The 12,587-nt window shown below is 41.6% G+C and carries 11 protein-coding genes; 6 read left to right on the forward strand and 5 right to left on the reverse strand.

Features of this window, described 5'->3' with window-relative positions:
- Positions 1-27: 27 nt before the first annotated feature.
- The 3 genes from HI950_RS27550 to HI950_RS27560 are packed head-to-tail and all read right to left on the reverse strand — an operon-like array spanning position 28 to position 2,159.
- Entirely contained in the window at positions 28-693 is a 666-nt protein-coding gene (locus tag HI950_RS27550) for a prepilin peptidase (protein ID WP_169088645.1), read from the reverse strand.
- A 22-nt stretch (positions 694-715) separates the two neighbouring features.
- Positions 716-1,060, reverse strand: coding sequence for a YhjD family protein (locus HI950_RS27555; RefSeq protein WP_169088643.1), 345 nt, complete (start codon positions 1,058-1,060; stop codon positions 716-718).
- The gene (locus HI950_RS27560) at positions 1,050-2,159 is read right to left on the reverse strand and encodes a tyrosine-type recombinase/integrase (protein WP_169088641.1); all 1,110 of its coding nucleotides are present in this window, start codon (positions 2,157-2,159) and stop codon (positions 1,050-1,052) included. The genes HI950_RS27555 and HI950_RS27560 overlap by 11 nt, the downstream gene beginning before the upstream one ends.
- Before the next feature lie 1,076 nt (positions 2,160-3,235).
- Here HI950_RS27560 and HI950_RS27565 point away from each other — a divergent pair.
- Positions 3,236-3,451: a hypothetical protein gene (locus tag HI950_RS27565; protein WP_169088639.1), complete on the forward strand. Its 216-nt coding sequence runs from the start codon at positions 3,236-3,238 to the stop codon at positions 3,449-3,451.
- Positions 3,452-3,625: 174 nt separating this feature from the next.
- Here HI950_RS27565 and HI950_RS27570 read toward each other — a convergent pair whose 3' ends face one another.
- Complete coding sequence (locus HI950_RS27570) at positions 3,626-3,841, reverse strand: hypothetical protein (protein WP_169088637.1); 216 nt, start codon at positions 3,839-3,841, stop codon at positions 3,626-3,628.
- A gap of 848 nt (positions 3,842-4,689) precedes the next feature.
- On the opposite strand from HI950_RS27570, the gene HI950_RS27575 reads away from it, so the two are divergent.
- From HI950_RS27575 to HI950_RS27585, 3 genes are all read left to right on the forward strand, one after another.
- Entirely contained in the window at positions 4,690-5,670 is a 981-nt protein-coding gene (locus tag HI950_RS27575; protein ID WP_169088635.1) for a MerR family transcriptional regulator, read from the forward strand.
- Between the two features lie 68 nt (positions 5,671-5,738).
- Positions 5,739-6,017, forward strand: coding sequence for a DUF1294 domain-containing protein (locus HI950_RS27580; RefSeq protein WP_169088633.1), 279 nt, complete (start codon positions 5,739-5,741; stop codon positions 6,015-6,017).
- Positions 6,018-6,045: 28 nt separating this feature from the next.
- Complete coding sequence (locus tag HI950_RS27585; RefSeq protein WP_169088631.1) at positions 6,046-7,143, forward strand: GGDEF domain-containing protein; 1,098 nt, start codon at positions 6,046-6,048, stop codon at positions 7,141-7,143.
- A gap of 453 nt (positions 7,144-7,596) precedes the next feature.
- Here the strand turns inward: HI950_RS27585 and HI950_RS27590 are convergent, their stop codons facing one another.
- The gene (locus HI950_RS27590; RefSeq protein ID WP_169088629.1) at positions 7,597-8,487 is read right to left on the reverse strand and encodes a helix-turn-helix domain-containing protein; all 891 of its coding nucleotides are present in this window, start codon (positions 8,485-8,487) and stop codon (positions 7,597-7,599) included.
- A 168-nt stretch (positions 8,488-8,655) separates the two neighbouring features.
- Here HI950_RS27590 and HI950_RS27595 point away from each other — a divergent pair, with 168 nt between their 5' ends.
- Both HI950_RS27595 and HI950_RS36820 read left to right on the forward strand, forming a co-directional pair.
- On the forward strand, positions 8,656-10,596 hold the full coding sequence (locus HI950_RS27595; RefSeq protein WP_223285540.1) for a glycoside hydrolase family 127 protein: 1,941 nt from the start codon (positions 8,656-8,658) through the stop codon (positions 10,594-10,596).
- Positions 10,597-10,740: 144 nt separating this feature from the next.
- A complete protein-coding gene (locus tag HI950_RS36820) occupies positions 10,741-12,576 on the forward strand; it encodes a sensor histidine kinase (RefSeq protein WP_169088627.1) in 1,836 nt (611 codons plus the stop codon).
- Positions 12,577-12,587 lie beyond the last annotated feature (11 nt).

A 12,587-nucleotide genomic window follows, 5' to 3' on the forward strand; every position in this document is an offset into this window, starting at 1 on the left:
TTGTACTTATAGCGATAAGCGGCAGCTTTAATATAAAAGATGGGTGTAAGCACCTCTAATAAAGTCAGACCCCCATATATAACTGATATACGTAGCACCGGAGATAACTGGGCCGAAAGGTAAAATGGTTTCATTGTATTTGCGATTTTTTACTATTTGATAAATTCCAATGAGAGTACCGACGAAACAGAATACGAGGAATGACAAAAGTGTGAGTTTCAATCCAAGTACAAAACCTGTTAATAGTAGGAGTTTAATATCACCATCTCCTACGACATCTTCTTTCACTAGTAGTCTCCCAATTAGTTTAAAACAAAAGAATATCATCCCGCCAAGAAATGCAGCAAGTGCATAATCCCAATAGGGAAGCGGGCTAATAAAAATCCGAAGACATGCTACTAAGAATATACCAGGAATAATAATCTTATCTGGTATTATCATATGACGCCAATCGCAAACCGATGCTGTAAGGAGCGCAGCGACGAAAGGCAGGGCAATTACCCACTCTATTGATACCTTCACAAATGCTGCAATAAGGCAGAAAGCCAATGCAGCTAAGATCCTCACCGGCAGTACTGGAGTATATGTATCAATCCCCTCGGTTGTATAGCGCTTTGAGAACGAATTAATCCAACCGCCAAGCCATAATCCAATCGCTATTCCGCAGGTACATAATATTGCTGTCGTAATCATGATTTGTTTTCCCTTCTCATTGTTACTCTTCCGATGATAATCCCATAAGCTCCTGCAGGTGTCGATCACATGCAATTTTAATTATTGACGGAAGCATGTCAATTCGTTGTTCATATCCATTTGATACATATCGGCATTGGATTCCCTCTCTGGATACAAGCTCAATTATCTTAATCTGATTTAGTCTTAATTGTGCTCGTATTTTTATTAGTTCTTCATTAATTTCTACCTGGATACTCTCAAGATAACGTACTATGGCGTTCATCGAGCTGACGCTTTTAATTTTTTCAATGTCTCGATTAAGTACCAACGGTAATGTGGACCCAACCATGTAACGAATAACTAATTCACGATCATCAGACGCCATATTCTTTCTTCTCCTCAAAGCCAGGAATATCAACGTATTCACTGACGTCATTATCCTTTTTAATGTCACGCGATAGATAGTTTTCCTCTGTTGTCCGGCTAGATGAATGATCAAGCGTCTTTGCTATTTTATCTAATGGAGCTCCACTATTAAAAGCAGCACGAGCAAAATAATGTCGGAAATAATGCGCAGTCGTTTTCTGATTACGTTCCGTCCTGAGATTGGCCGCAGCCAGCTTTTTGGTCACGATGGCGGACAAGCTCGATAGTAGATAATGCTTTCCATTCCGATTTGGATAGAAGGGGGACTCATCATTTGGATCAATGATGGTGTTTAATCCAAGTCGCCGGCGATACTCGAATAACTCTTGCAGAACATAATTTTTAATGTGAGCATGTCGTTCACCATCACGCTTTGTCTTGGTTCGTACATAGTATTTATTTCGAATGGGGTCGAGGTAAAGGTCTTTCCACTTCGGCGTTATGATCTCATTAATCCGCAATCCTGTACTCGCCAATAGTAGCATCAGGCTTTTGAACTTAGGATCGTTTGCATAAAAATGTACAGCAGCCTGCAGGGAAGCAGGGGATATTTCTCGATCTGGAATTTGAGATTTATCTAAGATAACGCCAGTAAGACCGCGCGTCAAATCCCGCTTCAAGTATTTCTCATCAAAACACCATGAGAGGAAGGATGAGAGAATAGCGATCTTTTTCGCTTGCGTCTTCTTTTTCGGATATTTAATTTCAATCCACTTTTGGTATGCCTCAATCTGTGATCGTTTCAGATGACGAATATCCGAGATATCGTTCTCGGTTACATGGCGTAAAAACTGAATGAGATCGCGAGCGTATTCACTATTTGTTTTTGGTTTACGGCTGCCATTTCTTCTATGCAGGTACAAATAGACCATTCCGAGATTTGAAAGCGAAGAGTAGTCATATTCACCATTATCATTTTCTGTTGTTATGATTGACGAATGTATAAATGAATAGAATTGATTATCAGTTAATCTATGTATGAGTTGTGGATCAATTAAAGATTCAAGTACAGGTAAGACATTATTCGTATATAGCTGTAGAGGGGAGATAGTATTCAATAAGCACACATCCTTTATAGAGAAACTCATAAACTGTATTTCCCAAAGAAAATTTATGTAAATAGTATATCGTGAAAAATAGTGCAGGAACAAACACAAAGAAAAAATAATAGATAATTAGTTTTTTTATAACTGATTATTCATAAATATATAAATATATAAATAGAAACACGAAAAGACACTACTTAAAAGGAAGGAATTCGACAAGTGGTAAACGATATGAAAAAATAGCTTCGTATGGTATTATTGTTGTATATATATTAATTAGTATATGGGAATAAAAAAATTGTCATGAGGATGAAAAATGATAAACAAGGGGGGACTTGGAGTAAGTGCAACCGACCAAAATGGAAAAATCCAACACATGCTATGTAGACAAGCGAGAAATGGTATCGTCAGTCAATTGCTATTGAATTCTTAAGTCGGTTAAAGAGGCGTTACTGTAGCCATTCCCTTCGCATAAAAGGAAACAAGGTCAAAGTGAGCCTCTTTACAAGGTGAGCTTGATAGAGCTGGCAGGCTTAGAACAAAAGCATTACAACTAATGGAAAAAGCTCACAGATTGGGAAAGGGAGACATTATGTAATTCAGTGAATATTGGGCACTTTGCGTTTTACGACATGGCGCCCAATTATTTCGCTCATTCTTTCACCTATTTCCAATTTATTCATTTTACCATTAGCAAGGAAACACAAGCAACACTCAGTAAACTATGAACCGAATTGCCCGAGGCAGCCCCGGATCGATAAGCATCTAACGAGCCTGTAAATACTATGAGAAATGCTGACCGAATAACGGACAAGCATGAAAATTATGATTTTTGATAAGTGTAAAAGATGTAGAATCCTATCAATAATAGTCCTATTATCAATAACGACAAACACCCGAGCCATGAATCATTATTGTTGGAATTACGGGGAGCACGCCCTCGTCGGCTTTGCTCACTATTATATTGTCTTACAGACTCTCTTACTGCGTTTCTCACATTGTTTCTAAAGCTCCAACGACCCACCAAATTACCTCCAGCACTATGTATCAGCATTATGTTAGTGCAATCATACAACAGGAATTATACGGTGGAAACAGAACGTACGATCTTACTAAGAAATGAACCGTTTATTGACGAACATAGGAGGGGTTTAATTGGCTGGAAGATTAATAAGTGCGGAAACCTGCTCGAATGGATTGAAAACAGCAAGGAAGCAGATGGGTTTTGGCTAGGTACTTGTGCTTTTGAGGCTTTTGACAATTTGAAAGATGCCATTGAAACAGGACATTTGGATTCTAACTAATAGGCACAAAAACAGTCTGAATATTCAAGGACATTGGGGGTTTCGGATAGATGAAATGGAAGGGAAAAAAAAGACCCATATGAATGGGCCTAAATAGGGCGTGAAGGGGAGGTGCTAAAGATGTCTACTTATTAGCCGTTAACATCGACTGCCGTTACTATTTTCAGTCATTACTTAATCTGGATCAATAAATCTACTGATAACACCTAAAAGGAAACCAATAAACACAGCAACAAGCCAGCCCTCATGTTCGTTAATTAATGGTTCTAAAAAACCAACAAAATAGCCGAGAACCAGCCCACCAAAAATTATAATAATTGTAAGTGCAGGATAAGAGCGGGCTAATGCACCCATTAAAATAAAAAGAACAATTCCAATAAATATTGACACGACAACTTTTCGCTCCTCTAAGGTGTTATTTTTTTAAAACTTCTATTTAATTATCGGATTTCATTATTGAGTTTTTAACATATAGCTTTAACACCGTTTGAATAATCAAATACATGGGAGGTTTTTGAAATGAATAAACAAGCGGTTTTGAACGTGCGTAAGAGCCTTGAAGTGACGAAAGTCAAGGTGGGGATGAGGCCTATATTCTTGTTGCGAACAACTTGGAAAATCGCACGGAATTGAATGCGGTTGGCGTATCCACCGACATTCTAGGGAAATACGGTGAGGATGATACTTTCTGTGTCCTTTCTCTCACTTTCGGTGAAAGGTACTGCGATGAAATCCGAGATGGAAAGTTTGTCTTGTGGGGTCCGTTGGATGATGATTTCCGGTACGGCGTTTTGAATGGCGAAGGGACGTCAATGGATGCAGAACGGCTTCTGAGGATCCTGGAACCGGAATTGATGTTATGAACACCGTTTGAATATTTGCTTACTCATGGTTTGAAATTATGAGGTAGATTCCATAGGTTAGAGAGCAGGCAATTAGTTATGAAACGTATGTCCATGCTAAGTTCCTTCCGTTATCGTAGACAACCTTACCATAAAAACATAGGCTTCCTTCCAAGACTGTCTTAAGTAATGTTGAAAGAACAAGCATAACAAAACTATTGAGCCTGAATTTTTTTTACAGCATAAATAATAAAACATGTCTTTATTACAGTTCCCATTTTATGGTCTTTATAAAGAGATACGCAATGAATAGCAGGTAAATATGACGCACCAAATTACTTATGAATAACTATGAAAATTAAGTATCCTTCAGAAAATGAGCAAAGAAAGGACAGTATGATGAGCGTGTATTTAGATACGGCCCAGGCCGCTAAAGAATTGAATATTACAGTTGCGTCGATATATAAAATCGTGAACCTTGAAGATCCTGCAAAGCGTCTTGAACCCGTAAATCGGATGACACATAAAGGGGATGGGGGCTACAGATTCACTCTAGAAGAGATTGAGCGCATTAAACCTGCTTATGTAAAAGATGACTTAACTTCAGCGCAAGCAGCAAAAAGAATTGGTCGATCCACGACATACATTCATCAGCTATTTAAAAAGGGATTGCCCTATTATGAGGCGGAATTTCGTGGTAAGCGAACGTATTTTATTAAAGAATCCGATCTCGAAATATATGCAATAAATCATCCGGATTCAGGCAGATATGATACGATTTACGATCGTAAATCGAAGGTCTATTTATTTCAACCATACCGCATGGGAAATAGGTTAGCTCGTGTATGTAGTATGAAGCGGATAAACCGAAATAAGGTAGAAGTTAAGCTACAAGTCAGTACAGATGAATGGATTCCACTTGAACAAGCAATTAATGAAGGATGGAAGCCGGCTGCCAGTATTACCGATCGTAAAGCTATTACCAGTTATGGATATGCTGTGTTTGAATTTCCAGTACCGATTACGCCGGATTCAGTGATTTATGCAATTATAGATGAATTTTTCAAGCTGCTTGGTCCTGCAAATCTTCGCATACAAATCGGTGAAGCTATACAGGTTGAAGTAAAGAAGTCCGTTCTAACCGGTATATTGCCATCAACACATCCAGATATGATTGACAAACTAAAAACATTCATAAGATCAGGTGAGATAACGCCAAAATATGATGGTACGCTCATCGATACAGGACTTTCTCCAGTAACGTTCTATTTACAGGAGAAGGAAAAAGAAAAATTGGTCAATAAAGCGAAAGAAACAAATAAATCGCTTCAAGAATGGCTTGAATCCACTGTTTCTAATGCCATTGAGAAAGAGTAAATCAGATAATCAGATATTTGTTTCCTTATTAATGGACTCGTTTCACTGAAAGTGAGGAATAACCACAAATGAATATAGTCATTTTTTATCTCCTCATTATTAATCTAGGAGCATTCGTATTAATGGGATCAGATAAGTCACAAGCTCGTAACGGAGGTCGCAGAACACCTGAAAAGCAGCTGTTTACTATGGTAGCCGTTGGCGGTGCACTTGGAAAAGTAGGGTTGCGAGTGTATCGACACAAAACCAAGCATATGTCCTTCGTTATTGGAATCCCGCTCCTGCTGGTTCTAAATGTGGCTATGACAACTTACATTTTCACACAATTCATTTTAAATGGGAATTAGTCGGTCTGTCTGAAAGGAAGAATGATTTATGTCAACTATATTTACAGGCATCCCAGGTGTAGTTTACTACGCTTCCTTGAACATTCTTGTTTTGACCCTCATGCTTTTATTGGCCATTCAACTGCTCATACATAGAAAGAAGCGGGCGTACCTGACGCTTGCACTTTGTATGGCCATTATGCTGGTTGAACAAATTGTTTTGCTAGGAGCAGGGTTGCTTGGGAGTGGTGAGAGTCCTGGCTTTAATTTCATTAGGAACCTGTTCAATGCAGCCTCATTCATATTAGCGAACATGGGGGTTTATCAGCTTTATGCAGAGACAAGTACAAGGCTCACTAGAAGCGTTTACGTCCTCTTGGGTCTGGCTGTATTATCTTCCATTTTCCCCATCGTTGGGGGCGTCTATCAGCTTTTACTAGTGGTTCTTGTCTTTTACACGGTATATCCTTTGCTGAATCCGAGTCGGAAATACCTATTGGGATTGAGCTTTTATACAGCCGCCGTGATAGCAAACTTAATTAATAGTTTGGTAGGGGAGCCGTTGGTTTTTCTACAAGCAATTGATAATCTCTTTCGAGTAGGATTATACGCAGTTCTTTTTGTAATTCTATTTGATAGAGTAATTGAGCTTATGGATAACGTATACCAGAAATCCACAAGTGATTCCCTAACCGGTCTCTACAACAGATTCTATTTCTATACCACGGTATCATTTATGGTGAGTGAAAAGGTACCCATATCAATCATTTTCTTTGATCTGGACAACTTTAAAAAATTAAATGATACTCGTGGACACGAGGAGGGCGACAAAGCCCTTAAATTGGTTAGCTCGATCCTGAAGGAAGAAGGAGAAGGAGTCGGGATTGCTGGGCGATACGGCGGGGAAGAAATGGTGATGATGATTGAGGACCCTGATGTCGACGTTGCGGAATTGGCAGAGAAAATTCGGTACCGGATAGAAAGTGAAACAACCGTCACCGCCAGTATAGGTCATGCTGCATATGAAGAAGGATTAACGACCGATCAAATAATAAAAAATGCTGATAATGCGATGTACAGAGCGAAAAAAACGGGAAAGAACAAGGTTGTTTCATTCGAGGCCGTAGCGGAGGTATTCAATGTATAAGTGCTTATAGCCAAAAGAGGATGAAGGAATAGGAAGATATTTATAAATAAATAGTGGGGGTTGGCATATTTGTATTAAAACTGATAGCAGAATTATAAATGCAAATGATGTACAGGTAGCTAAAACCAGGAAAAACCAAGATCAAGAAGTTCCAAACCTATATGATTTATTAGTCAATGAAGACATAGTATTTACAAGATACCGTAGTGAAGCGGATGCTTTAAAAGAACTCCATGAAATAATGGATACAATCGTTAACAAAGTAGAAATCTTTACGATCAAACACAATTATTTAAAATAAGATTACGCAGGTTTATCGCCCCAAAGCGGCTAAAGGCAATTGGCCATGGATGGGGAGGGTTCGAAAAAATCCCTGATCCTCCCATTAAAAGCAGGCTTTTTAGCTTATAGGTAGTCATTTATTAATTAGGATGCACAAGTATAATACACTCCCTACTGTTTGTTCAAATGAGTCATATAATACGCCTTACGGAATTCCGTGGGCGTTATTTTTTCGTATTTTTTAAAGAGTCGCATGAAATATTTCTCATCCGCGATGCCTACCGCATAGGCGATTTCTTTGATACTTTGCCGAGTGTGCACCAGCAAATCCTTCGCTTTCGAAAGCTTTAAGGCGTGAATGTACTCCTGCAAATTCATCCCCGTTTTCCGTTTGAAAAACCTCGACAAATAATCTTTGTTGTAATTGAATCTATTGGCAAGCGTCGTTACGCTGATCGGTTCGATTGCATGGATGCGCACCCATTCTAAGATGTTTGCCAAGTTTTTATCAGTAGGCGTCTGCTCTATGGTCGTCCGGAGGCCAGATATCGTCTGTTCGGATAATTCGAGGAGAAGAGAAGTAGCCATATATCCGGCAGCATAACGGGACGAATAATCGGAATACGCGATGTGAAGCAATTGATGGAATAAAATATTCAATCTTTCGATGCCGGAAGGTGTTGAGAATAAAGGGATGTAGATGGCCGTATTGATTCGGTGCGATTCCGGATTGGTTTGCAGCATATACATTTCTTCGTGGAATTCTTCATCGGCAATGTGGGAAGCATCCGGGCATAAAAAGTGGATCCAATAAAACGAGGTGTCTTTGCCGCTTGCGGCAAATCCCTGATGGATGCGGTTCGGGAGCAGCAGAAGTACATCACCCGGACGAACTTCGTATTTTTCATCGTCCTGCTGCATGTACAAGGTTCCTTTCACGCCAATGATAAGCTCAAAGCTGTCGATCGTCCGTTGCGAATGCGTCCACAGCTCATCAGTCACGAAATGCCCCGCCGAGACGAATTCAAGAGGCATGGTAATACTCGTTTTTAACAGTTGCATGCTGCTGTTATTCCTCCTTTACTCCGGAATTCAACCTCCAAAGTAAAGAGTAATCCGGAAAGTCAGTTTTGTCCACCTAATGTTGTTATTAGACTACCGACAAAGCCGATTCTCCGATGCTATCATAATAGACAATTCTAGTGAATTGACCAGAGGAGGAACAACAAGATGATAAAACATATGAATGCCATACCGATAAAAAATGTAACGATAGACGACTCTTTTTGGGCAAAAAGGCAAAAGCTCGTCCGCGAAACGGTGATTCCTTACCAATGGGATGCATTGAATGACGAAATCCTTGACTCCGAGCCGAGCCACACGGTAGAAAATTTCCGCATTGCCGCCGGGGAGCTGAAGACAGATTATTACGGGCAGGTGTTCCAGGACAGCGATTTGGCCAAATGGCTGGAAGCCGTCGGATACTCTTTGTCCGTCAAGCGTGACGAGAAGCTCGAAGCGATTGCCGACGGTGTGATCGATTTGCTGGAGCGAGCGCAGCAAGCTGACGGCTACTTGAATACGTATTTTACGGTAGCTAAACCAGGGAAAAAGTGGACAAATCTGCGTGACGATCATGAGCTTTATTGTGGAGGACATCTGATCGAAGCAGCCGTAGCTTATTATGAGGCTACGGGAAAACGGAAAATCATCGACATCATGAGCCTTTACGCCGACCATATGGTGGATGTGTTCGGAACAAAGCCCGGGCAAATCAGGGGTTACGACGGGCATCCGGAAATCGAGCTTGCGTTGGTCAGGCTGTATCATGTAACCGGTAACAAGAACTATTTGGAGCTGAGCCGTTATTTTGTTGAGGAACGCGGCCAAGAGCCATACTTTTACGATATCGAGGAATCCGGGCGAACGGAGCATCGGGTAGCCAGAAGGAAAGCGGATTATTTTCAAGCGCACTTACCGGTGCGAGAGCAAAAGACGGCCGAAGGCCATTCCGTCCGCGCTTTGTATTTATTCAGCGGAGCGACCGATCTCGCCGCGGAATACAACGATCGCGAGCTTCTGGACGTATGCAAAGAGCTATGGAAAAATGTGACCCGAAAAAGAATGTACATTACCGGCGGCGTCGGCTCGAACGAATACTGGGAATCATTCACCGTGGATTATGATTTGCCGAACGACCGGGCTTATACGGAAACGTGCGCATCGATCAGCCTCATGTTCTGGGCGAGCCGTATGCTGCAAATCGAAGCGGATCGGGAATATGCAGATGTGATGGAGCGCGTGCTGTACAACGGAATATTGAGCGGCATATCGCTTGATGGAAAAAGTTATTTTTACGTCAACCCGCTGGAAGTATGGCCATCCGCCTGCGACATTCGCGAAGATTTGCGGTCGGTGATCAGAACGCGACAAGCTTGGTTCGGCTGCGCTTGCTGTCCACCGAACGTCGCCCGCTTGATCGCATCGCTTGGACAATACATTTATTCGTATAACGAACTTGAACAGGAATGGTTCGTCCATTTGTACATCGGCGGCAAAGCAAATCAAACGATCGGCGGACAACAGGTACAATTGACCCAGCAATCCAACTACCCATGGGATGAACATATTACGCTGACGGTCTTTATGGAGCAACCGGCCGAATTTACGATTGCTCTCCGTTTGCCGGGATGGTGCAAAGGCGCAGCGCTGAAGGTTAACGGTGAAGCCGTCGAATTAGCGACAAATAAAGGGTATGCAAAAGTCAAACGAGTATGGCACAATAGCGACCGGATTGAGCTTGTATTGCCGATGGCGGTGGAGAAGGTGCGCTCCAATCCGAAGGTGCGTGAAAATGTAGGCAAGCTGGCATTGCAGCGCGGCCCGATCGTATTTTGCCTGGAAGAAGCGGATAACGGCGCCAACTTGCGTGACATTCGCGTTTCGGCCTCTAGCGAATTCACGGTAAGTTATGAAGATGGGTTGCTCGAAGGCGTAGTTGTCCTGAGTGGCGGTGCATGGCGCACCGACGAAACCTCATACGATGACAACAGCTTGTACACAACTGTTCCTTTTGCCAGCACAAATGTTCAAGTAAAAGCAATCCCATATTATGCTTGGGCAAACCGTGAGCCGGGTGAAATGCTAGTATGGCTACATGAGCACGTTTAACAAGCTCACATTCATTCCCCAGCGGATGGTCTAACCAGCTTCTGGGGTATTTATTTACCATTACATAGATGATCCATAGTTCGATCAAGTTCGTGATATGCTAGATCACAAAGAAGTGCTCATACACGTTCCGGAGGTGCTTTTGTGATCCGCATTTTTAGAGAATATATTAATATCAACACAATCCGCGGCAAATTTTTTTGGTTAACGACCACGCTTGTTGTCATGCCGATGGTCATATTGAGCACTATATTTTACAATATCACTGCCGATAAACTCGGTTCCAAAGCTAAAAATCAGGCGTTAGCTTCGTTGAATATGGCGGATTTCTACATGGATCAAGTCAATAGTGACGTTAATGATTTAACAAACGTTATTTTGGGAAACCAAGAGCTTCAAGGCATTTTGACCGACAAAAAAATGGATGATTACGCCTATCTTCGTAATGTTGACAAAGTTTCTAAAATAATGAATGTTTATACGCAAACGAAACCTTTTATAACGTCATATTTAATTTATTCAAAACACGGTACAAATAAAAAACATTTTTACCGCGGTACCGATTCGATTACATTTGGTTCAAGCAACATGATGAGTCCTGAAAAAGCGAACAGTTATTATAAAGAGCTGTTGACCAAAAATGCAGTTATGTGGATCAACAAGGACCCTTTTGGCAGCGTCAATGAAGAAGCTTATTCTCAGAGGATGGTTGTCGTCAAGCTACTCAAAAAAACCGGAGGCAATTTTGAAGATCTCGGATTTGTCATGCTGGAAATCGATAAAGATGCCTTCTTTAAAGGGTTGCAATTTTTAAACCCGACGGAGAAATCGCAATTGTTCATATGGGATGACCGAGGAGAGTTGATGTACCATATGCCCCGATCGGAGGATCCGATTAGAGAGCATGAAATCGTGGACAAGCTGCGCCAACAAAAATTCACAACATCCAAGCAGCAAGTACTATGGGATGCCAAAAAGTACTTCGGCGCTTCAGTCATCAATGAAAGAACCGGCTGGAGCATGATTTCAATTATCGAGGATTCGAAACTGTTAGAGGATGCGAACGAAATCGGCGATTTTACGATTCAAACGTTTTTGTGTGTACTTATTATCGGATGGATTTTCGCGCTGCTTTTTGGCAATTCTATTAGGCGCCCGCTCAGCAGGCTGCGTTCGATGATGGTCATCAATCAATACTTACCATCTTTGCATAACTATCAATTTAATGCAGACGACGAAGTCAGTCAAATCGGCGAGAGGTTTTTACGGATGATGGAGGAAAATCGCAAGCTGAACGATCAAGTTTACGATGCACTGCTCAAACGTAAAGAAGCAGAAATTCAAGTGCTTCAAGCACAGATCAATCCGCACTTTTTATACAACACGCTGGAATCGTTGAACGGCTTCGCTGTTTCCAACAACCAGCTGGAAATGAGCGAGGTTATCGGCGCGTTGGGCAAGTTTTTCCGTATCTCGTTGAATCGGGGTAACGATTTGATAACGGTGGCCGATGAGGTCGAGCACGTTACCGCCTATGTGAAGGTACAGCAGTTCCGTTTCAAAGATAAATTCGAATGGATTTGCGAGGTGGACGAAGAAATGGCTCGCTATATGATGCCCAAGCTTTTGTTGCAGCCGCTCGTTGAAAATGCGATCCATCACGGCTTAAAAGGACGGTCAAGCCCGGGAATGATCATGCTTTCGGGCGAGCTGTCGGAAACAGCGATCAAGTTCAGCGTCAGCGATGACGGACATGGCATTCCAGAAGAACGGCTGCGGGAAATCGTCGATGCGCTGACCGTCAGCGAATCGGGGAAAATTTATGGCTTAAAAAATGTGCATGACCGCATTTATTTGCGTTTTGATATTGGGTATGGCCTTGAAATTAAGAGCGAGGCAGGAAAGTATACGACCGTCTCCATAAGGATCCCACTTCTGGATAAGAAGGGTAAGGTGATCGAAAGTACGACTAAAATCTAATCCGGGGGGCG

The organism is Paenibacillus sp. PL91, from assembly GCF_012935325.2.
Lineage (GTDB): Bacteria > Bacillota > Bacilli > Paenibacillales > Paenibacillaceae > Pristimantibacillus.

Excerpts from the sequence above, each read along its gene's own strand:
- HI950_RS27550 (WP_169088645.1), bottom strand. The coding sequence starts at position 693 with ATGATTACGACAGCAATATTATGTACCTGCGGAATAGCGATTGGATTA.
- HI950_RS27555 (WP_169088643.1), bottom strand. The coding sequence starts at position 1,060 with ATGGCGTCTGATGATCGTGAATTAGTTATTCGTTACATGGTTGGGTCC.
- HI950_RS27575 (WP_169088635.1), top strand. The coding sequence starts at position 4,690 with ATGATGAGCGTGTATTTAGATACGGCCCAGGCCGCTAAAGAATTGAAT.
- HI950_RS27580 (WP_169088633.1), top strand. The coding sequence starts at position 5,739 with ATGAATATAGTCATTTTTTATCTCCTCATTATTAATCTAGGAGCATTC.
- HI950_RS27585 (WP_169088631.1), top strand. The coding sequence starts at position 6,046 with ATGTCAACTATATTTACAGGCATCCCAGGTGTAGTTTACTACGCTTCC.
- HI950_RS27590 (WP_169088629.1), bottom strand. The coding sequence starts at position 8,487 with ATGCAACTGTTAAAAACGAGTATTACCATGCCTCTTGAATTCGTCTCG.
- HI950_RS27595 (WP_223285540.1), top strand. The coding sequence starts at position 8,656 with ATGATAAAACATATGAATGCCATACCGATAAAAAATGTAACGATAGAC.